Annotated in this window: 20 protein-coding genes and 3 pseudogenes; 16 read left to right on the forward strand and 7 right to left on the reverse strand. The window is 59.1% G+C overall.

All coding sequences use genetic code 11. The annotated features are described in order from the left end of the window. Position 1: 1 nt before the first annotated feature. Positions 2-757 carry a C40 family peptidase gene (locus ACQKPS_RS02425; protein ID WP_427602493.1) on the forward strand — a complete coding sequence of 252 codons (756 nt, stop codon included), beginning with the start codon at positions 2-4 and terminating at the stop codon, positions 755-757. A 124-nt stretch (positions 758-881) separates the two neighbouring features. Here the strand turns inward: ACQKPS_RS02425 and ACQKPS_RS02430 are convergent, their stop codons facing one another. Both ACQKPS_RS02430 and ACQKPS_RS02435 read right to left on the reverse strand, forming a co-directional pair. Continuing rightward, positions 882-1,130 carry a hypothetical protein gene (locus tag ACQKPS_RS02430; RefSeq protein WP_427602495.1) on the reverse strand — a complete coding sequence of 83 codons (249 nt, stop codon included), beginning with the start codon at positions 1,128-1,130 and terminating at the stop codon, positions 882-884. A gap of 199 nt (positions 1,131-1,329) precedes the next feature. Next, on the reverse strand, positions 1,330-1,518 hold the full coding sequence (locus tag ACQKPS_RS02435) for a hypothetical protein (protein ID WP_427602497.1): 189 nt from the start codon (positions 1,516-1,518) through the stop codon (positions 1,330-1,332). A 167-nt stretch (positions 1,519-1,685) separates the two neighbouring features. Here ACQKPS_RS02435 and ACQKPS_RS02440 point away from each other — a divergent pair, with 167 nt between their 5' ends. The 10 genes and pseudogenes from ACQKPS_RS02440 to ACQKPS_RS02485 all read left to right on the forward strand — a co-directional run bounded on the left by ACQKPS_RS02440 (position 1,686) and on the right by ACQKPS_RS02485 (position 11,481). After that, the gene (locus ACQKPS_RS02440; protein WP_427602499.1) at positions 1,686-2,030 is read left to right on the forward strand and encodes a hypothetical protein; all 345 of its coding nucleotides are present in this window, start codon (positions 1,686-1,688) and stop codon (positions 2,028-2,030) included. A 49-nt stretch (positions 2,031-2,079) separates the two neighbouring features. Further along, on the forward strand, positions 2,080-2,667 hold the full coding sequence (locus ACQKPS_RS02445; protein ID WP_427602501.1) for a tail assembly protein: 588 nt from the start codon (positions 2,080-2,082) through the stop codon (positions 2,665-2,667). A 56-nt stretch (positions 2,668-2,723) separates the two neighbouring features. Beyond that, a pseudogene (locus ACQKPS_RS02450) lies at positions 2,724-8,570 on the forward strand (phage tail protein); the annotation flags it as partial. A gap of 167 nt (positions 8,571-8,737) precedes the next feature. Further along, positions 8,738-9,046, forward strand: a complete 309-nt coding sequence (locus ACQKPS_RS02455; RefSeq protein WP_427602503.1) for a hypothetical protein — start codon at positions 8,738-8,740, stop codon at positions 9,044-9,046. Beyond that, positions 9,046-9,774 (forward strand): hypothetical protein, encoded by a 729-nt coding sequence (locus ACQKPS_RS02460; RefSeq protein ID WP_427602505.1) that lies wholly within the window; start codon positions 9,046-9,048, stop codon positions 9,772-9,774. Before ACQKPS_RS02455 ends, ACQKPS_RS02460 begins: the two co-directional genes overlap by 1 nt. A gap of 36 nt (positions 9,775-9,810) precedes the next feature. Beyond that, positions 9,811-10,035: a hypothetical protein gene (locus tag ACQKPS_RS02465; RefSeq protein ID WP_427602506.1), complete on the forward strand. Its 225-nt coding sequence runs from the start codon at positions 9,811-9,813 to the stop codon at positions 10,033-10,035. 62 nt (positions 10,036-10,097) lie between these two features. Beyond that, positions 10,098-10,550 (forward strand): structural protein P5, encoded by a 453-nt coding sequence (locus ACQKPS_RS02470; RefSeq protein ID WP_427602507.1) that lies wholly within the window; start codon positions 10,098-10,100, stop codon positions 10,548-10,550. Then, positions 10,547-11,044 carry a DUF2514 domain-containing protein gene (locus ACQKPS_RS02475; RefSeq protein ID WP_427602509.1) on the forward strand — a complete coding sequence of 166 codons (498 nt, stop codon included), beginning with the start codon at positions 10,547-10,549 and terminating at the stop codon, positions 11,042-11,044. The genes ACQKPS_RS02470 and ACQKPS_RS02475 overlap by 4 nt, the downstream gene beginning before the upstream one ends. 12 nt (positions 11,045-11,056) lie before the next feature. Beyond that, positions 11,057-11,266, forward strand: a complete 210-nt coding sequence (locus ACQKPS_RS02480) for a hypothetical protein (protein ID WP_427602511.1) — start codon at positions 11,057-11,059, stop codon at positions 11,264-11,266. A 2-nt stretch (positions 11,267-11,268) separates the two neighbouring features. Then, the gene (locus tag ACQKPS_RS02485; protein WP_427602513.1) at positions 11,269-11,481 is read left to right on the forward strand and encodes a hypothetical protein; all 213 of its coding nucleotides are present in this window, start codon (positions 11,269-11,271) and stop codon (positions 11,479-11,481) included. On the opposite strand, the gene ACQKPS_RS02490 is transcribed toward ACQKPS_RS02485, so the two are convergent. Then, on the reverse strand, positions 11,444-12,163 hold the full coding sequence (locus tag ACQKPS_RS02490) for an SOS response-associated peptidase family protein (protein ID WP_427602515.1): 720 nt from the start codon (positions 12,161-12,163) through the stop codon (positions 11,444-11,446). The two genes, ACQKPS_RS02485 and ACQKPS_RS02490, sit on opposite strands and share 38 nt — an antisense overlap. A gap of 102 nt (positions 12,164-12,265) precedes the next feature. Between ACQKPS_RS02490 and ACQKPS_RS02495 the strand changes: the two genes are divergently transcribed. Both ACQKPS_RS02495 and umuC read left to right on the forward strand, forming a co-directional pair. Continuing rightward, positions 12,266-12,694 (forward strand): LexA family protein, encoded by a 429-nt coding sequence (locus tag ACQKPS_RS02495; protein ID WP_427602517.1) that lies wholly within the window; start codon positions 12,266-12,268, stop codon positions 12,692-12,694. After that, a pseudogene (gene umuC / locus ACQKPS_RS02500) lies at positions 12,684-13,960 on the forward strand (translesion error-prone DNA polymerase V subunit UmuC). Before ACQKPS_RS02495 ends, umuC begins: the two are co-directional and overlap by 11 nt. A 275-nt stretch (positions 13,961-14,235) precedes the next feature. Here the strand turns inward: umuC and ACQKPS_RS02505 are convergent. Beyond that, positions 14,236-15,123 carry a LysR family transcriptional regulator gene (locus ACQKPS_RS02505; RefSeq protein ID WP_427602519.1) on the reverse strand — a complete coding sequence of 296 codons (888 nt, stop codon included), beginning with the start codon at positions 15,121-15,123 and terminating at the stop codon, positions 14,236-14,238. Between the two features lie 105 nt (positions 15,124-15,228). Between ACQKPS_RS02505 and ACQKPS_RS02510 the strand changes: the two genes are divergently transcribed. From ACQKPS_RS02510 to ACQKPS_RS02520, 3 genes are read left to right on the forward strand one after another with little or no spacing between them, the layout of a single operon-like run. Next, positions 15,229-15,945: an AzlC family ABC transporter permease gene (locus tag ACQKPS_RS02510; protein ID WP_296234822.1), complete on the forward strand. Its 717-nt coding sequence runs from the start codon at positions 15,229-15,231 to the stop codon at positions 15,943-15,945. Next, positions 15,935-16,255, forward strand: a complete 321-nt coding sequence (locus ACQKPS_RS02515) for an AzlD family protein (RefSeq protein ID WP_296234824.1) — start codon at positions 15,935-15,937, stop codon at positions 16,253-16,255. Before ACQKPS_RS02510 ends, ACQKPS_RS02515 begins: the two co-directional genes overlap by 11 nt. A gap of 33 nt (positions 16,256-16,288) precedes the next feature. Beyond that, positions 16,289-16,930 (forward strand): LysE family translocator, encoded by a 642-nt coding sequence (locus tag ACQKPS_RS02520; RefSeq protein ID WP_427602522.1) that lies wholly within the window; start codon positions 16,289-16,291, stop codon positions 16,928-16,930. A 358-nt stretch (positions 16,931-17,288) separates the two neighbouring features. On the opposite strand, the gene ACQKPS_RS02525 is transcribed toward ACQKPS_RS02520, so the two are convergent. The 3 genes and pseudogenes from ACQKPS_RS02525 to ACQKPS_RS02535 form a co-directional block, all read right to left on the reverse strand. Further along, positions 17,289-17,573 (reverse strand): hypothetical protein, encoded by a 285-nt coding sequence (locus ACQKPS_RS02525; protein WP_427602524.1) that lies wholly within the window; start codon positions 17,571-17,573, stop codon positions 17,289-17,291. A gap of 393 nt (positions 17,574-17,966) precedes the next feature. After that, a pseudogene (locus ACQKPS_RS02530) lies at positions 17,967-18,218 on the reverse strand (site-specific integrase); the annotation flags it as partial. Between the two features lie 178 nt (positions 18,219-18,396). Next, positions 18,397-18,717, reverse strand: a complete 321-nt coding sequence (locus ACQKPS_RS02535; protein ID WP_427602526.1) for a hypothetical protein — start codon at positions 18,715-18,717, stop codon at positions 18,397-18,399. Positions 18,718-19,287 lie beyond the last annotated feature (570 nt).

The raw sequence follows: 19,287 nt of genomic DNA on the forward strand, positions 1-19,287 counted from the left end.
CATGCGCAAACACATCTTGGCCGCCGTGCAACAGCATGCTGCGGCGGAATACCCTCGGGAGTGCTGCGGGCTGCTCATCGCCGTGGGGCGAGCGCAGCGGTACATCCCGTGCGACAACACCGCTACCGATGCTACAGACGAGTTCCGCATCTCGCCGGAGCAGTACTCCGCAGCTGAAGACCAGGGCGAGGTGATCGGTATCGTGCACTCGCATCCAGATGCCACCAGCAGGCCGTCCCCCCGTGACCTGGCCATGTGCGAGGCCACCGGGCTGCCTTGGTACATCCTGTCGTGGCCGGAGGGTGACCTGCGCACCGTCACGCCCACCGGTCACGCTCCGCTCCTCGGGCGGCCGTTTGTGCACGGCGCTTGGGACTGCTGGCAGGTCTGCGCGGACTGGTACCAGCGGGAATGGGGCCTCGACTTCCCGGCCTATACCCGGGAGGAAGGATGGTGGGAGCAGGCCGACGGCCCAAGTCTCTACGAGCAGGCCTATGAGGCAGCCGGCTTCTACCAGGTCAGCCAGCCACAACGCGGTGACATGATCGTCATGGCCGTGGGGCGCACCGTCCACCCCAACCACGCAGGCATCTTCCTGGGCGCCGACGCGCAGTTGCCTGGCGAGGATGGCCAAGTCTTCGGGCCTGGCCCATTCATGCTGCACCACCTGCTGGGGCGGCCTTCAGAAATCGTCGTGTTCGGCGGGCCCTGGCTCGAACGGACGCGTCTTGTGTTGCGTCATCGGGACGCGAAGTAAGCGGCTAGGCCGCAGGAGCTGTGCATGAAGAAGCGAAACGATTCTGCGAAGGTGAATCTGGTGGATAACTGGAAGGTGCTGCTAAAGCAGCACCCGGTAAGCGGGCAGTATTACGCTGCAGGGTTTAAGCTCGTCTGGTGATGGCCGTGACGAGTGAGTCGACGTACTGATCGTGCAGCTGCTTGTTGGCGCCGTCGATCTGGACATTCTTGAGAGCCTTCAGGTCCTGAGCAATCGCGTTTGCGATGGCATCATTGCCAAATGCAAGCCGCCGCCCAAGAACTCCAGCTGCATTCATGTTGAAGAGGATGGACGTGCGCAGCGCCTCCTCTACACTGGCAAGGCGTTCTTCGATAGTAACCAGGTCGTTCATTCTGCCTCCTAGGCAATAGTGCCCCAGTCCATGGGCTTTCCGGCAACGGACCGGGGCGGTTCGTTGGAGGCATAACGCTACTACGCAGGCGTATCGGCCGGGTACTGGCTTTCCATCCAGCTCGGATGACCCAGGGGTGTTCGGCTATCCTAGGTCTTTCTCGGAAGCCCAGCCTCGCGCTGGGCTTTTTGCATCTAGCTCAGGCCCTGTGCTTCCCGGCGTGATGCTTCCCCAGAGCGCTGGCATGAAAAGCACGCGAGATGCGCACTTTCTCAAGTTGCTCGACCTGGGCAATAGCCTCGGCCCGCTCCCGGGCGCGCAAATCGTCAAGCATCATGGCCCAGTGCTCCAGAGCCTCGGCAAATCTCCGCTTCCCATCTTCGGACATGCGCTTACCGTCCTTTTGAATAGTCGGGAAGTATGAGGATAGTCGGTATGTGCGGAGTGGTTGCTCCCGTTGGGCAATCGGCGTCCAGCAGCTTGAAAGCGAGCATTGTCTTGCGTCACCACAAGGGCGTGCGATGGTACAGTCCCGTTTTTCAAGGGAGGGATCACATGCGAATTCTGATTGGTGCTCTGGGGCTGGCTTTGCTGGCTGGGTGCGTCACGACCGCAGATTTGGAAGGTAATGAGCCTTCGATTAGTGCGGTAACGAAGAAAGGCCCAAAAGAGTATGCATTGTGCGTTTTCCGTAAGTGGCAGGCTGCCAGGACCGAATCCTCAATGGTGGAGACCGAAAACGGCTACCGCCTCTGGGTTTCGAATGGCAGCATGGCAGACGAGCTTCTTGATATCACTAGAACCTCGACTGGCAGTTCAGTAGCTCTTCGGCAGCGCATGCCTTGGTCGGCCATGCCGGGTCGTTCCGCTGTGGAGCGCGCTGTCCGGTCATGTCTTTGAAGATCAACATAAACCGCCTTAAGGCGGTTTTTTTATGCCTGGAGGAAGCATGGTAGCCACAGCGGCCACTTATCAACCAATGACCATCATTAAGCTATCTGGATCCTTGGCGCAGAAGTTCGGACGCACCCATCATCGACAGCTTGACAGCGGTGAGGTCTGGGAGGTTTTCAAGGCTCTGAAAGCTACGTTAAAGGGGTTCGAGGAGGAAATCAGGCGCCTTGATGGGTTGGGATTACGCTTCGCCATCTTCCGTAACCGAAAGAACATTGGCCTCGATGAAATGAACCTGCGCGGAACTCGGGAGGTTCGGGTTGTGCCTGTTGTCCATGGCAGCAAGCGTGGGGGAATACTACAAACCATCATTGGTATCGCTTTGATGGTATCCGCCATATGGCTGGGCCCGTCCGCATTTTATGCTGGCCTTTCCATGACGCTTGGCGGAGTGGTGCAGATGCTCAGTCCGCAGGCCCAGGGTCTGTCTCAGAGTGCTGCGCCCGAGAACCTGCCGTCCTACGCCTTCGGCAGCGCCAAGAACACCACCGCCAGCGGCAACCCGGTACCGATTTGCATCGGCGAGCGCCGCTGGGGCGGGGCAGTCATATCTGCCTCGATTCGCGCAGAAGACAAGACGTAGCGTTATCACAACTAACAAGCCGCCTTCGGGCGGTTTCTTTTTGCCTGGAGAAAAGCATGGGCGTAGCAGAGCACCTCGAAATCGCTGGCGCGAAAGGCGGCAGTAGCAAGCCGAAGACGCCTGTTGAGGCGCCGGACAGCCTGCAGTCGACCAACATCGCTAGCATTCTGCTGGCCGTAGGCGAGGGAGAGTTTGACGGCACGCCGACCGACCGTGACATCTATCTCGATAACACGCCGATCATGGATGCTGGCGGCAACGTGAACTTCCCTGGTGTGAAGTGGGAGTGGCGCCCAGGCTCTGTGGAGCAGGACTACATCCAAGGTATACCTGCGATCGAGAACGAGACCACGGTCAACGTCGAGCTGCGCAGCGATAACCCGTTCAGCCGGGCGCTCAGCAACACCCAGCTGTCGGCCGTGCGCGTTCGCATGTCCTGGCCGCGCCTGGCGCAGCAGGACAGCAGCGGCAATACCAACGGCTACCGCATCGAGTACGCCATCGATATCGCAACCGACGGCGGCCCATACGTGGAGGCTCACCGCGGTGCTGTCGACGGCAAGACTACCAACGGCTATCAGCGTTCTGTGCGCGTGAATCTGCCGCCGGCGACCTCTGGCTGGATGCTGCGCGTGCGGCGAATCACCCCAAACGCCAACAGTGGCACCGTCGCGGATACGATGACTATCGCTGGCTACACCGAGATCATCGACGAGAAATTGCGCTACCCGAACACCGCGTTGCTGTACATCGAGTTCGACGCTCAGCAGTTCCAGAACATTCCGGCTGTCACCGTGAAGTGCAAGGCCAAGCGCTGGCCAGTGCCGAGCAACTACGATCCGGTGGCCCGCACGTACAGCGGCGTGTGGGATGGCACTTTCAAGCAGGCTTGGACCAACAACCCGGCGTTCGTGACCTACGGCCTGTGCGTCGAGGATCGTTTCGGCCTGGGCAAGCGCATCAAGTCGTGGATGGTCGACAAGTGGGAGATGTACCGCATCGCGCAGTACTGCGACCAGCTGGTGCCGGACGGTGTCGGCGGGCAGGAGCCGCGTTACCTGTGCGACATGAACCTGCAGGGTCGGGCCGAGGCCTGGTCGCTGCTGCGTGACTTGGCAGCCATCTACCGGGGCATGGTGTATTGGGCACACGGCTCGCTGTTCATGCAGGCGGATATGCCGCGTGCGCAGGACATCGACTACGTGTTCACCCGGGCCAACGTCATCGACGGTGACTTCGTCTATGGCGGCGCGGAGCGCAACACGCACTACAGCCGGGCCCTGGTCAGCTACGACAACCCGGCGAACAACTACGACACCGACGTCATTCCGGTGACCGACAACACGCTCCAGCGCCGTTACCGGGACCGCCCGGTGGAGATTTCTGCCATCGGTTGCACCCGTGCTTCCGAGGCTCAGCGCCGCGGCAAGTGGGCGCTGCTGAGCAACAACCAGGACCGTACCGTCACCTTCAAGACCGGTATGGAAGGCCGTATCCCGCTGCCGGGCTACGTGATCCCGGTGGCTGATGAGCTGGTGGCGGGCCGTCCGAACGGTGGCCGGATCACGTCGGCAGCCGGACGCGTCGTGACGCTGGACCGTGACACACCGATCAAGGCCGGGGACCGCCTGATCCTGAACCTGCCGAACGGGACCGCCCAGGCGCGCACCGTGCAGTCTGTCGCTGGGCGTGCGGTGACCGTGACCACCGCGTACAGCGTGCAGCCAGAACCTGAATTGCAGTGGGCGATCGACTACGACGACCTGGCGGTCCAGCTGTTCCGCGTGCTGAAAACTGTGCGCACCCAGGAAGGCGAGTACGAGATCACCGCCCTGGAGTTCAACCCGAGCAAGTTCGCAGCAATCGACACGGGCGCCAAGCTGGACGAGCGCCCGATCAGCGTCATCCCGGTGACGACCGTGCAGCCGCCGGCCAGCGTCACGCTGTCGTCGGCGCACATGATCGACCAAGGCATCGCAGTCAGCACCATGACCATTGCCTGGCCGGCCGTGGAGGGTGCTGTCGCCTACGACGTGGAATGGCGTAAGGACAACGGCAACTGGGTACGCCTGCAGCGCACCGGGGCGGCCTCTGTCGACGTGGTCGGCATCTACGCTGGCGCCTACCTGGCCCGCGTGCGTGCGGTCAGTGCTTTTGACATCACTTCGATCTGGAAGAGCTCGACCCTGACCCAGCTGAACGGCAAGGAAGGCCTGCCGCCGGCGGTGACATTCCTCAACACCGAGAGCCTGCTGTTCGGCATCAAGATCACCTGGGGCTTCCCGGCTGGCGCCGAAGACACGCAGCGCACCGAGCTGTGGTACAGCGAAGGCACCGACCTCGAGGCGGCCACCAAGCTGGCCGACCTGGCATACCCGCAGCAGGACTACGTCATGCAAGGCCTACGCGCGGGGCAGCGGTTCTTCTTCTGGGCGCGCCTTGTGGACCGCACCGGCAATCTCGGGCCTTTCTTCCCGGTGGCGCCGACCGTGGTCTCCGGAATGGCCAGCGCGGATGCAGCGCCGATTCTGGAGCAGATCAAGGACCAGATCACCGAGAGCGAGTTGGGCAAGGAGCTGATCGACCGAATTGACCTGATCGACAAGGATGGGCCAGGATCGGTCAATGAGCGCCTGGGCGAAGTGCGCAGCGAGCTGGACGAGCAGATCAGCGACGTGAGCAACCACGTCAACGAGGTGCAGAACGAGCTTCAGCACCAGATCGACACGATCGCCGACCTGGCCGACTCGATGCCGTACAAGCCTGACCAGACCTACACCGCTGGCCAGGGCGTGCTGGGCGACGACGGTAAGCTGTATCAGGCCAAGGGCAACGTTCCCGCTGGCAACCCACCGCCGAACGCCACCTACTGGATCGACGTCGGCCAGGCAGTGCAGACGGCAAACGGGCTGGCCGCGCGCGTCGGCACGGTGGAGACGAGCGTCACTGAGCTGAACGGCGAAATGGACGCGCAGGCCCAGCAGCTCGACGGTCTGCGAACCAGCATCGCCGGAAAGGCTGATTCGTCAGTGGTTGACAGCCTGTCGAGCCGTGTCACGCAGAACGAGCAGGGCCTTTCGAGCCAAGGCCAGGCCATCACCGGCCTGAACAACAGCCTGACGACCACCAACCAGAACGTCACTGCTGCGCAGCAGGCCGCTCAGGCGGCTGCCACCGCAGCTGGCGCGAAAGGCGAGGTGATCTACGGCTCGACCGCACCTGCGGCCGACAAGCGCTTGGCCCAGAACCTTTGGATCGACACGGCGAGCAACGCCAACACCCCGAAGCGCTGGAATGGCTCGGCTTGGGTCGCCGTGACGGACAAAGTGGCAACCGATGCCGCTTCAGCGGCTGCCAGCGCGCTGACCCAGGTGGCGACCAAGGCCGATGCTTCCACGGTTCAGTCCCTGACCAACACCGTGGACCAGCAGGGCGCGGCGATTACGGCCAATGGACAGGCGATCACCAACATCAACACCTCGCTGACTCAAGTCGGCGGGGAAAACCTGTTGTTCAACCCGTCGTTCGACACTGCTTCGGCCAGCAACCCCGGCCTGGCAGACGGTTGGGGCTGGCGTAAAACGGCAACTGTGGTGGTGACGCCGACGCTACGAGACGCCGACCTGGGTGCGGAGGGCAAGTGCCAGCGGCTGGATATCACCGGGCTTACTGCAGGCTCTGGCTCGACCTACATAGACTTCGTGCCATCAGCAGCTAACCCGGATGTACGGCCACCGGTTTACGAGGGGGTAATCAACACAGCCTCGGTCTACGTTCGCGGAAATACCGGACTGACCGCGCAGATCTACCTGCAGTACAAGGATGCAGCCGGTACCACACTGAGCACGGATGGCCCGGCAAATGCCGCGCTCACCCCGACCTACCAACGTCTGTCTTTGACATCGAATCCAGCGCCGGCGAATGCCGTCAAAATGGATGTGCTATTCAGGCTTCGCTCCTCGCCTGGCTCAAGCCTTACCGGTGGATTCGTCGACCTGGACAAAGCGCAGCTGGAACTCGGAAGCATTGCCACGGGCTGGCGGGACAACGGCAAGACGAACGCTACCGCGGCAGCCGCCAATGCTTCAGCAACTACCGCTCTAACCGGGCGCGTGGCCACGACGGAAGCTGGGCTTTCCTCGGCGTCGAGCCAGCTCACCAGTCTGTATAACAGCATTGGGGACATTGGCGGGGAAAACCTCTTCTATAACCCGGGGTTCACGAAGGCCGCCACTTCGAACGGAGTGCCCGAAGGTTGGGAAACCGAGGGGCCAGTGGCGACTACCGACACCTTGGTCACGTCTTGGCTGAACACCGGCGAGAAAGCGCAGAGGATCGTTGCGCCAGGCCTGACCAACAGTGCGCAGTACAAATCACTTCGACCGTCGGCTACCAAGCGGATCAAGGTGAGCAGCGGCCAGGCCGTGACAGCCTCGGTCTACGCCCGGAAGAATGACAGCGACATCGGGATGCGCATTTTCATCCAATGGGTCAACGCCGCTGGCGCGGTCATCAGCGCCCCAAACTCCGCGATGATCCCGCTTACGATCGCTGGTGCACGCGTGACGTTCTCTGCTGTGGCCCCTTCCGGAGCTGCCGAAGCGTACGTCTACTTCCGGGTCTACGCCATGACTTCGACTGCTACCAACGGTACGGTCGAGTTTGCCAGGCCCCAGGCGGAGTACGGGGCTCGCGCAACTGGCTGGAGGGACAACGGCCAGCTGAATGCGGCGAACAATTCCGCAACATCCGCCGCGGTAGACGGTTTGACCTCTACGGTAAACCAGCAAGGGGCGACACTGAGCAGCGTGGCGGGCCGAACCACCACGCTGGAAAGCGCGGTCAACAGCACAGCAAATGGCCTGGCCACCAAGGCATCCGCCTCGGCAGTTGATGCGCTCACCAACCGTTTAACTGCGGCAGAGGGCGTGAACACCAGCCAGTCGAGCAGCATCACCGAGCTAAACAACAACGTCGGCGCGATCCAGGGTGTGCTGGGTGCCTCTGGTCTGGACCCGGCGCCAAATAGCCTTTGGCAGTTCGACAGCACCGCTGAAGGCTGGGTGGCTGCGGGGGCAACGCTCTCGCAAGGGGCTGGCTTCATCAAGATCACCTCAACCGGATCCGATCCGCAACTCCAGAGCGGTACGGCGGCAACCCTGTCCATCACCGGCAGTCTCTACAGTCGCGTGCGGGCGCGGATCACACGCCGCGCAGGTGCGCTTTCGGACTGGGATGGCCAGCTCTTCTACCAGACAGCAGGGCACGGATTCTCGGGTAGCTATCGAGCGATTGCAGCCAACCCGAACCTGGCTGTGGGGCAGTCGGCGGTGGTTGAGTGGGACATGGCCAACCTGGTTGCCGGTGGCACGGACTGGGTCGATAACACCATTACCCGGCTGCGCCTCGATTTGGGTAATAGCAATGGCGGCGTATTCGACGTGGACTGGGTTGCAGTCGGGCGTCTCGCGCCTTCCGCCTCGAGCCGGGCGGTTGAGTCGTTGACCTCAACCGTCACCCAGCAGGGCCATGACTTGAGCGCCCAGGCGCAGCAGCTCAGCGGCCTGCAGACGTCGGTCGGAAACAACGCCGCCTCGATTCAGCAGGTGTCGCAGGCCCAGACCACGCTTAACGGCAAGGTCAACGCCTCGTACTCGGTGAAACTCCAGGTCACTGCCGGCGGGCAGTACGTCGCAGCAGGCTTCGGTCTGGGCGTGGAGAACAGCGGCGGTGTGCTGCAATCGACATTCGCTGTGATTGCCGACAAGTTCGCCGTGCTCAATGCGGCAGGGAATGGGTTTGTCAGTCCGTTTGCGATCCAAAACGGCCAAGTGTTCATCAACGATGCATTAATTTCCAACTTGGCAGTTCAGAACGCGATGGTTGGTGGCGGCCTCCGTTCAGCTCAAGTTACCACTTGGGACGGCCAGCCGGTTATGTTTCATGACTTCAACGTTGGAGCAATCATTCTCAGAAATCAGACAAGGGCGAACACCTATATGATGCAAGACAGTCGCGGTCTCCACTTGGTTGTAGATAACGTGCTTCGCGTGAAAATAGGGGTTTTCTAATGGCGTACTTCGAGCTGTATAACGCTGACGGTAGTCTCAATTTTAGCTCTGATAACAGATTGCTCCGAGTTCTGGGGCAAGTTCAAGTCGGGATTGATGCAGGGAGTGTGACTCATCCAGGCTTTGTTACTGGCGATCCTTGGTACGCGATGGTGCCTATGTATGATAATCAGGATGTTTACACAGCGGCAAAATATCCTGATATCGCAATCAACTACGGCTCTCCGAAATCGATAAGTTGGTCAGCACGCCCCCAGTCGGGTGAGTTTGTTTTCTACCCGATGATGATGGTGTACGGAGTTTATTGATGTCCACATACCTTGATATACGGAATGCGGCGAATACCGTTCTGATCGATGACGATTACTCGAATTTCGGCCTCGCCCTCTCAGGCGCCGGGACGCTTGGCAGGGTAGATGGCCGAGCGGAGAACGTCTGCGGGGCTATAGATATTTACTACCAGCCCCCATCCACGGCGAGCATGCCGGTGATAGCCATCCGGCCAGTGCAGAATGTGCCCATGGTCGTGGGGCGGATGCAGGTCAGCAATGGGGTATACCATTGGCGCGTGCATTGCTCCACCTACAACGTTCAGGTGGAATACTGGATATTCAATATCCCCTCGCAGATTCCGAACTCTGGTGGAATATTCCAAACATGGAATGCTCAAGGTGTTCTGGTTTTCGATAGCAATTTCAAATATCTGAAAATCGTTGACTTCATCAATAGGTCGCTTAACCCGGAGCCTCCAGCTACGGGCTGGTCACCTGTTTATTATCCTGCAGGTCGAAAGTATGCGTTCATTTGTCTCACTTATTGCAATAGCTTCAGGACGTTCACATATGAACGGCCTCCCGGTAACGTCTGGGTTACAGGTATTGATTGGTATGACTACGGTTTTTGGTTAGATGGGGCTACCTTGAACGGAGCCGCTTACAGATACGTGGGCCAAATATCTGGCCCGCTGGGTCCGCCAGTAGGTTATTACTTGAGCTCTAACGCCGGGCTCATGGTTGTAGATGTGACCGGGTTGTAAGATTTTACAAATCATGAAATGCAGAGAGGAACGAAAATGCCATTTGTCGCTATTAATCTCACCAACGATTACGACGTTGCCAACAAGAACCGCTATGCCACCCAAGAGGAGGCCGACTCGCGTGCTCGCGAAATCTTGAGCCAATTCCCCGCTGCCCAAGTTTGTGTCGCGCAAGTGCTGAAGGACTACAGCGCCAAGGTGACCGTCACCGCGAAAGATCCCGCCGAGCCTGAGCCGACGCCGCAGGATGCTGAAGCCTGATCTGACAGCCTGCTATTCCACAGCCCGCCTCACGCGGGCTTCTTTTTGCCTGGAGAAACCCTATGACCCAACCTACCCCCCGAGGCGTGCGCAACAACAACCCCGGCAACATCGATTTCAACCCTCGCAACGCCTGGCAGGGCCAGCTCGGCCTGGAGGAGGGCGTGGGCAAGCCGCGCTTCGCCCGATTCGACGAGCCAGAGAACGGCATCCGCGCCCTGGGCAAACTGCTGATCAACTACCGGGGCAAGGATGGCATGCCCGGTGTCGGCGGCAAGGGCATCGACACCGTGCTGGAGACCATTAACCGCTGGGCGCCGAGCAACGAGAACGACACCCAGGCCTACGCCTCGGCTGTGGCCAAGCGCCTGGGCGTGTGCACCACCGACCCGATCAACATCAAGGATCCGGCCACGCTGCGCGGCATGGTGGTCGGCATTATCGTGCACGAGAACGGCGGCAACCCGTACAAGGACCAGGTGATCGACGAAGGTGTGCGGAGGGCCTTGGCATGAAGTCATGGGCAATCAGATCGATGATTCTGCTGGTGCTGCTCGCATCCTACTGGGGCGTTTACCAGCACGGCAGAACGGTGGAACGTGCCGAAGCCGCCCGGGCATCAGCGGAACGTGACAGTGGCGACCGTCTGGCCGAGGTGATCGGCGAGCGCGGCGCCCGCCAGGAAGAACAACGACGCGTCCAGGCGCAGGAGGAGGCGAGAGCCCATGCCCACAAAGAACGAACCACTGCTGATGCTGGCGCTGCTGGTGCCGATGCTGCTGGCGAGCGGCTGCAGCGCGAAGGCGCCAAGCTCGCCGCCACCGTCCGTTGCCCCGGCACGGATACCGCCGCTATCGCCAGAGGCCAGGCAGCCACCCGCGCCGCCATGGTGCTCTCCGAACTGCGCGACCGGGCTGATGCACGAGCGGGAGAGCTGGCAGAAGCGTATGACCGAGCCCGAATAGCGGGACAACTATGTGAATCCTCCTATAATGCTCTGATTCCGTAGCTGGATAAGGCAATGAAAAGGACGTTGGAAGGCATGGCCCTTGCGGGCGAGCCCCTGCTTCGTGATGCTCTTGAGGCCATCCGGGCTCACCGGGATGCTGAAGAGGGTGGCGCCCCATTCGCAGAAGTTGAGCGCCTGCGCCTACTTGCCGACTCGCTTTACAACGCAGTGATTGATTACCAGCTGATCGCAGCTGGCCAGCCACCCTCTACCACGCATTGAGGATGACAGTGAGCCACAAACCGGCACCTCTGCTCCCTGATGACCCTATGTACGCTGAAGCCGTGGCGGCGATGAAGCGGTACCATGAGGCTCAAGCGGCTGGTCAACCTGCCGACGATGTCGAGCGCCTGCGTCAAATCGCCGAGTCGCAGTTCCAGGCGGTGAACGACTACCAGCTCAGAGCTCTAGGTCGCCCTGCCGGTCCTGTTCACTGACAGGATCAATCAGTGCGGGGCCTTGGTTTCGAACATTTCCCACCGCTTTGCCCACGGGGAACCACCGGAAATCCTGTGCCGGTCGGCATCCAGCCTCCACTATCGCCTCTAAGCGATCACCTGATGTTGTTGGATCCAGCCATTCTCTGGCAGCTTGAGGCGAGAGCACTAACGGCTTCCTGTCGTGGATGTCGACAAGGCCTTGATCCGCGGCCGCTGTGATGACCACAAAGCCATCACGCTCATCCGGTTCTAAGCCTTGATGCACTTCGGCTAACGCTGCAAAAAATAGCGGGCCTCCATCAGCGCTCGTGATGTAGTAGGGCTGTTTTTTCTTTGGGTCTGCTGGATCAGGTATCCATTCAAACCAGCCATTGGCAGGAGCCAGAGCTCTGCCAGTCGGCCACAGAGCCTTGAAAAACTTTCCCGTCACCACTGTTTCGGCGCGCGCATTGATCGGGTCCGGACGTTTTCCCTTCGCCCAGAAAGGCGACCATCCCCACTTGACCCGATCCACGCTCAACCCATTACCAACCTGGCGAACGATTTCCACGCGAGTGGACGGCGCTACGTTGTATCGGTTGACCGGCTCATGGTCGTAGCCATTTATCACCACCAGGTCCAGCGATAGCTGACGCAGGTAGTGATCCATCGACTCGTAGATCGAGTACCGTCCGCACATATCTCATCTCTCGCTTGTCAGAAAAATCACTGCCCAGGATTGACCGGACACCCGATGCCAGATTTACTGTATATGCATACAGTTTGCATTGGACCTTCCGTCATGACCATCACATTCTTGGGTACGCCAACCGGCGGCACCGAACCGCTACCGCTGTACTCGTTCCATGTCCCGGCCGGTTTTCCTTCGCCTGCGGCAGACCATCTGGAAGGCCATATTTCCCTGGATGAGCTATTCGACCTTCGCGCGCCCCATGTGTATCTGGTTAAAGTGGAGGGCGATAGCATGCAAGGGGCGGGGATCTACTCGGGTGACCTCGTAATCGTAGATCGCGGCCGCGAGGCCGAGCACGGTGATGTGGTCATTGCCGCGATCAACAGTGAGCCAGTATGCAAGCGTTTGCACCGTCGCGACGGCGTGGTCATCCTGAAGTCTGAAAACACGGCGTATCCGCCTCGATACATCATGGAGGGTGATGAGCTGGTGATCTGGGGCGTTGTGCGGTACAGCGTTCGTGACCATGCGCAGTGACCAGGTGTTTGCGCTGATTGACTGCAACTCGTTCTATGCGAGCTGTGAGCGAGTGTTCCGGCCCGACCTGGCCAAAACTCCGATTGTTGTGCTTAGCAACAACGACGGCTGCGTAATCGCCAGGTCATACGATGCGAAGCCATTCGTGAAGATGGGCGAGCCCTATTTCCAGGCGAAGGACAAGCTGCGACGACATGGCATCATGGCCTTCAGCAGCAATTATGCGCTGTACGGCGACATGAGTGAGCGCGTCATGACCCTGATCGAGTCGATGGTGCCGGCCGCCGAGATTTACAGCATCGACGAATGCTTCGCTGACTTGTCCGGCATTCAGGAAAACCTGACCCAGTTCGGGAGGAAAGTGCGGTCCAGGATCTTCCAATGCACCGGCATTCCCGTGGGTGTCGGTATAGCTGGCACCAAGACGCTCGCCAAGTTGGCCAACCATACGGCCAAGCGCCTGCAGGCACAGACTGGCGGTGTGGTCGACATTACGGATCCTTTTAAGCGCGATTGGGTGCTACGTAACACCCAGGTGAAAGAGGTGTGGGGCGTAGGCCGACGTATGACTGCCCACCTTGAGGCGATGGGGATTCACACGGCGATGGACCTGGCCAAAGCTGATGCCTGGACGCTGCGCCAGAAATTCAGTGTGGTGGTTGAGAAAACTGCTCGCGAATTGGCTGGCACACCGTGCTTGGATCTGGATGAGGCGGAACCCCCGAAACAGGAGATCTGCTGCAGCCGGATGTTCGGCAAGCGCCTCACTGAGCTGGCGCCCATCAAGCAGGCGGTGGCTACCTATGTTGGTCGGGCCGCAGAAAAGCTTCGGGCCCAGGGCTCAGTGTGTAAACGCATGCGCGTGAGCATCCGCACCGGCATGTTCAATCCAGACGAAGCGCATCACGCTCAAGGGACTCTGGTTGAGCTTCCATACCCGACTTGCGACACCTTACTGATGACCCGATTGGCCACAGAAGCTGTCGACCGCATCTTCAGGCTCGGTTTTCGGTACAGCAAGGCAGAGGTGCTGCTGATGGATCTCTGCGGCAACCAGGTGAGTTTTCAGAGGACTTGTTTGCGCTCAAGCAATCCGTGGCATGTGACCGACTGATGCAGGTGATGGATGGCATCAACGAGCGCTGGGGGAGGGGGACAATGCGAGCCGCCAGCGTGCCTGCGACACCGGACTGGGGGATGAGACGGGAAATGATGAGCCAATCCTATACAACACGGATCGATCAGCTGTGGACTGTCAAGTGCTGAATCTTCCTGGCGCGTGGCTAGACGAGTTGAATGACCAGACGGCACTTAAGGCAGACCCGGATGGTCGTGCACTTGTCCTGAGTGAAATGGCACACGCGGCGCATCGCCGACGGGATGTCGGTGATGAGGATCTTGTTGAGATGCTCGAATTCGCTGAGGCCGCCAGATTGTGGGCGTTGACCGAGACAGATTTCGCCTAATCCCGGTCGATAACGATGACTGGCGAACGGCTGCTTTCGACCCATAGCGGACAACTACAAACCGAGTTGCCGACGTCATTCAATGACCAGTGGATCTCTGAGGGTGCTCATGATTTGATCATACATGGCATCTACCGCACGAGACCCTTTTGAATCCCTGCTCCGGATGAGCACGACTTCCACCACGGGAAGCTCGGGCAGCCCTTGGCGTCCGTCAAGCATCTTCAGGTTGGGAGGAAGGCTGCATCGAGTCAGTACGGCGACCGCCATGCCGCCCAGTGCAACGGCGATCTGGCCGCCTACGTTCGGGCTGTTGTAAACGACACGATACTCGCGTTGTTGGACGTCAAGCGCCGCCAGGATTTCGGTACGCAAGCGTCCGCCGAGCTCATGAACCGCAATTGGCAACGGATCGCGCTTCCAGACTTCGTGTTGCTCGTCTGCGCCCCACACCAGCGCTTCCCTGAAGAGCAGCGTGCCGCGCGAGGGTGCATCACGGGTGACTACCGCCAAATCGATTTCGCCTCGATCGACTTTGGCCAACAGTGCGGTGGATTCTTCACAGACAAGGGTTACTTCGACTTCGCCAAAGCGAGCGATAAAGCTTTTGAGCACCGGCACAAGATAGGGTTCCGCATAGTCATCCGGAACACCGAAGGTCACCCTTCCGGAGAGTGCTCCCCCATGCATCGCAAGCACCAGGGCGGAATGGGACGCCAATAGTTTTCGCGCGTGCCCCAACAGATCAAAGCCTGCCGGCGTTAATGAAAGCCGCCTCGGCTCCCGATTCAGAAGTGGTCGACCCACGCTGTCTTCGAGTTTCTTCAATTGCATGCTCACGGCTGATTGAGAGCGCGAGATCTGCCGAGCAGCCGCTGTCATGGAGCCAGTATCAACGACCGCAACGAACGTCCGTAACCAGTCGATCTGCAAATCCTTTGATTGCACCGTCGAGCCGCCCATTCGAAAATCGAATGCCTTTTATAACACTTATTCGCTTTTCTGTATCCCGTTCGAGCTCGCAAAATACCGCATGAATTGAGGTGTCGGGGCAGAGGAGGCGAAATTTTGTTGAGTATCAGTAGTGGCTCGGTCGGGCTTGATAGGCATGAGGTATGGAGTGGCTTCAAACAGCTGCTGCCGATTTCCTCGTTCGTAGTGGTTTTCGCAGTGGCCTTCGGCCTTGCCGCCGCACAGACCGGCTTGAGCGAATTCTCAACTGTGCTGATGAGCGCCTTGGTGTTTGCTGGCGCGGCACAGTTCGCGGTTCTTGATCTGTGGGGGCAGCACGTTCCGGTCGTTCCGTTAATTGTCACGGTATTCGCAATCAATGCTCGGCACTTGTTGATGGGGGCAACCTTGTATCCGTGGTTGCGTGAGCTGCCCCGGGCCAAGCGCTACGGTGTGATGCTCGTGGTTTCCGATGCCAACTGGGCGATGTCGATGCAAGCACTCAATGGCGGCAAACCAGGGATTGGCCTCTTGTTTGGTGGTGGTATTGCCCTGTGGTCAGCATGGACATTTGGCAGCTGGCTGGGCCTTTATTTTGGTAGCGCGATCCATGACCCGGTGAGCTTGGGCCTCGACATGGTGATGGGCTGCTTTTTGCTGGCAATGGTGATCGGTGGGAAGAAGAACCTGCGCATGCTGATCATCTGGAGCGTGGCTGCCGGCGCGTCATTGCTGGCGTACAGGTATTTGCCTGAAAACAGTCATGTCGTTGCCGGCGCATTGGCTGGCGGCCTGTTGGGCGCTGTCTGGATGGAGAAGAAAGATGCACATTGAAAGCACTGGCCTGGGCACCTTCTTCATCATTCTCATCATGGCCGTGGTTACCCTGATGACCCGTTGGGGAGGCGTGTTCGTGATGGCCTTCGTTCCCATCAACTACAGGGTGCAGCAGTTCATCGGTGCCATGTCCGGCTCGGTGCTGGTGGCGGTCCTTGCACCATTGGCGGTTACCGGCGACAACGGCGCACGGCTTGCCTTGTTGACGACGGCAATCGTGATGTTGGTGCTGCGCAAGCCCTTGCCTGCAATTGCGGCAGGGGTTGTCATGGCTGCGATGTTCAGGCATCTGCAGGTTGCCCTGTAGGATGTCCTTTCACACTTACCGATGACGTGAAAAATGGATCTGCATTGTATTCTTGCTTTTACCATGGTGGCGGCCATCGCCATCGCGAGCCCCGGGCCTGCTACCCTGATGGCGATCAATAACAGCCTGGCCTACGGGCCGCGTTACGCCTTATGGTCCTCAATCGGCAATGCGTCCGGGCTGTTCTGCTTGTCGGCTGCCGCGATGCTCGGACTAGGCGCTCTGCTCGCAAGCTCTGAGTGGATGTTCAGCGTTGTGAAGATCCTGGGCGCCGGCTATCTGTTCTACCTGGGGGCCAAGCAGTTGTTCAAGAAAGGGCCGATACTTGCTCAGGCAGTACATCCAGACGGACAAACCTATAGACCATCGCGTTTGAAGCTGTATAAATCGGCGTTTCTCACGGCAGCCACTAACCCAAAGGCCACGATGTTCTTCACTGCGCTGTTCCCGCAGTTCATCGACCAAAGCGCTGCTCTGCTGCCGCAGTTTCTGCTTCTCACGGCGATATTCATGGGGCTGTCGCTGGCTTCATTGAGCCTGTATGCCGCTGCGGCGGCCCAAGCTAAAGGCATGCTGACCCGGCCTGCGTTTTCCGTCTGGATCAGCAGATTGGTCGGCTCGACGTTTATCTGCTTTGGTGTTGCCGTTCTCGCTACGCGTCGGCCGATTTCCTGAGAGGCGCCTGCTCAACTTTTGGCGAACGTCCGGTTTGGGTCGAAAGCGGTCGGTCGAGGATGAGCATTTTTGCCGCTCGTAGCTTCGGTAGGGGCGTGGGCTGGATAGCAATCGATCAGGCTAATAAATCGGCTTGTTCAGTTACGAGTTTTCCAAAAGGCAGCGAAGGTGACGAGCCAGGACGGATCGTGATCGGCAGGACGCCGGAGTGGGGCGCATAGGCTGTCTAAAACCGCGCTGATGCTTCTCGGTTTTACTGGGCGAAAGTCGCCCAAACTCGCCAATGCATATTAGACAGGGCCGACGCATAGGCCGCTGGTGGCGCGGCCTGAGGTCGAATTTCCACACTACTGCTGCATTACTGGCAGTTGCGCACGTCGAAGAGGTAGTAGCCGATGATCTCGGCGCGCCGAGCGTACCGCTCGATGTCGTCTGCCCGAAACAGCTCATGGCCCGGATACCGCTGGACCACCGAATTTCGGATTGCCTCGAAGAACTCCTCAAAACCGATGCTGTAGCCATGCTCTGCAAAGGTCGCCTGCAGGGCATGGTGAAACCGCTGCTCATCCTCCGGATGCTTCGTGTACCAGGTACTCACGCGGAGCCACGGAGACAGAGATTTTTCTAGCGCTTTGAGATCCATTCCGCACTACCTGGAGAGCTTTGTAGCTGCGGAGTGTATCCCCAAACTGCTTGAAAATTACAGCCAAAACCGATTCCAAAACTGAAACGGCGACCCTTGCAGTATGCGGCTTGTAGCCGTGCTGTTTTGTCTTTGTTTTGGAACCGATTTCGCTGCGCAAGCGGCATTTGGTGGGGCTTTATCGTACGGTCTTGAAAACCGCTGAGACGCATCGGTGCACACCTGGATTCCTACCTAGAATCTTGGGCCAATTCTTGGGCCAATGTATGCGTTTAGGTGCGGTGTGGAGAGGCTGGAGCCCGCGAAAACAGGCGCTGTACACCGCTCAAAACCGCGAAAAAAATCGCATGGTGATGTTGGCGGTGGAGATCAAAGGGCTTACCTATCAGTAACTTACGACGCTGGATTTTCAGCTGATACCGGTCTGATACCAATCTTGAGTTTTTCCAGCTCGCTCCAGTCGGAGCTTGAGTTGAGCCAACGGGCATACGTCGGCAGCGGCATCTGGACGCTGTGACCCAGCTGTTGGGCGATAAATGCGGGGTTGAGGCCGGACATTGAGCATATTGTCGCATAGGTGTGACGGCAGTTGTATGGGGGGCGACGCCTGATCCCCAAATCGTTCAGCACTGGCACCCACTGCTTGGGGCCACCGTCAGATCTGATGCCACTGCTAGGGCTCGACCTGCTGCTGCACGGCAACCAACAGGTGGTATGCGATTACCAGCTGCGTGTGGTGGCCAAAGCGCGCGGTAAAAATCTGCCACCGCTTCACTGAATTTGTTCAGCGGATAGTCCGGCAACCAGGCTACCCTGCTGACGCCTAGAGTTTGTACTGGATGGTGTAGGACGCATCAGACCTTGGTTCAATCGTAATTGGAATGCCGAATAGCTTTCCATGGCATTCACTTACGATACAACGATACACGGCTCCCTGCCGGAGCTGGTCCCACAAGCCTTCGTCATGTATCGAGATACGCAAAACGTGGTTGGTCGGATCCTCTCTGACCAGAGCAACGTGATAGTCCAGGTCGCAGCCGAAATCCGCAGAAGTCAGCTCTGAATCGTAGCCGATCAGCACGCCGTGCCTTTTCAGATCGTCCCTGATACGCTCAATTACGTCATCTGCTTCTTGTTTTAGCATGATGGTTATCTCGCGGTGCTTTCACTCATCAAAACTCTAGCTGACCCTGGTGATCTTCGCTGTCTTTCGGCGTGATCTGTATATGCATACAGTTTGCGTTGGACCTTCCATCATGACCATCACTTTCCTGGGTACGCCAACCGGCGGCACCGAACCGCCATATTTCCCTGGATGAGCTATTCGACCTCCGCGCGCCCCTGTGTATCTGCAAGCGTCTGCACCGCCGCGGGCGATGGTACCGGCGACAGTGATCTACTACAGCGACGAGTATGAGGATCTAGTTGAGATGCCCGAATTCGCTGAGGCTGCCAGATTGTGGGCGTTGACCGAGACAGAGTTCGCCTGATATCGGTCGATAACGAACAGTCGCGAACGGCTGCTTTCGACCCATTGCAGACGCTGAACTGCAGCGCGTTTCGTAATTGCGACGCGTACTCTGTGGGAGCGGGCGTGCCCGCGAACACCGGCGCAGCCGGTGCCACAGTCCGCGTTGGATTCTTCGCGGGCGCGCCCGCTCCCACAAAGTTTACTGTTCGGTTCACCGGCAGCTACGGGTCGAAAGCGGACAGT

Origin of the sequence: Pseudomonas sp. NPDC086566 (genome assembly GCF_050280885.1) — a bacterium.
GTDB lineage: Bacteria > Pseudomonadota > Gammaproteobacteria > Pseudomonadales > Pseudomonadaceae > Aquipseudomonas > Aquipseudomonas vlassakiae.

Coding starts and splice junctions, on each gene's coding strand:
- ACQKPS_RS02535 (WP_427602526.1), bottom strand. CDS start 18,717: ATGCTAAAACAAGAAGCAGATGACGTAATTGAGCGTATCAGGGACGAT.
- ACQKPS_RS02520 (WP_427602522.1), top strand. CDS start 16,289: ATGGATCTGCATTGTATTCTTGCTTTTACCATGGTGGCGGCCATCGCC.
- ACQKPS_RS02430 (WP_427602495.1), bottom strand. CDS start 1,130: ATGAACGACCTGGTTACTATCGAAGAACGCCTTGCCAGTGTAGAGGAG.
- ACQKPS_RS02465 (WP_427602506.1), top strand. CDS start 9,811: ATGCCATTTGTCGCTATTAATCTCACCAACGATTACGACGTTGCCAAC.
- ACQKPS_RS02515 (WP_296234824.1), top strand. CDS start 15,935: ATGCACATTGAAAGCACTGGCCTGGGCACCTTCTTCATCATTCTCATC.
- ACQKPS_RS02460 (WP_427602505.1), top strand. CDS start 9,046: ATGTCCACATACCTTGATATACGGAATGCGGCGAATACCGTTCTGATC.
- ACQKPS_RS02470 (WP_427602507.1), top strand. CDS start 10,098: ATGACCCAACCTACCCCCCGAGGCGTGCGCAACAACAACCCCGGCAAC.
- ACQKPS_RS02495 (WP_427602517.1), top strand. CDS start 12,266: ATGACCATCACATTCTTGGGTACGCCAACCGGCGGCACCGAACCGCTA.
- ACQKPS_RS02490 (WP_427602515.1), bottom strand. CDS start 12,163: ATGTGCGGACGGTACTCGATCTACGAGTCGATGGATCACTACCTGCGT.
- ACQKPS_RS02425 (WP_427602493.1), top strand. CDS start 2: ATGCGCAAACACATCTTGGCCGCCGTGCAACAGCATGCTGCGGCGGAA.
- ACQKPS_RS02455 (WP_427602503.1), top strand. CDS start 8,738: ATGGCGTACTTCGAGCTGTATAACGCTGACGGTAGTCTCAATTTTAGC.
- ACQKPS_RS02525 (WP_427602524.1), bottom strand. CDS start 17,573: ATGGATCTCAAAGCGCTAGAAAAATCTCTGTCTCCGTGGCTCCGCGTG.
- ACQKPS_RS02505 (WP_427602519.1), bottom strand. CDS start 15,123: ATGGGCGGCTCGACGGTGCAATCAAAGGATTTGCAGATCGACTGGTTA.
- ACQKPS_RS02435 (WP_427602497.1), bottom strand. CDS start 1,518: ATGTCCGAAGATGGGAAGCGGAGATTTGCCGAGGCTCTGGAGCACTGG.
- ACQKPS_RS02440 (WP_427602499.1), top strand. CDS start 1,686: ATGCGAATTCTGATTGGTGCTCTGGGGCTGGCTTTGCTGGCTGGGTGC.
- ACQKPS_RS02445 (WP_427602501.1), top strand. CDS start 2,080: ATGGTAGCCACAGCGGCCACTTATCAACCAATGACCATCATTAAGCTA.
- ACQKPS_RS02475 (WP_427602509.1), top strand. CDS start 10,547: ATGAAGTCATGGGCAATCAGATCGATGATTCTGCTGGTGCTGCTCGCA.
- ACQKPS_RS02480 (WP_427602511.1), top strand. CDS start 11,057: ATGAAAAGGACGTTGGAAGGCATGGCCCTTGCGGGCGAGCCCCTGCTT.
- ACQKPS_RS02485 (WP_427602513.1), top strand. CDS start 11,269: ATGACAGTGAGCCACAAACCGGCACCTCTGCTCCCTGATGACCCTATG.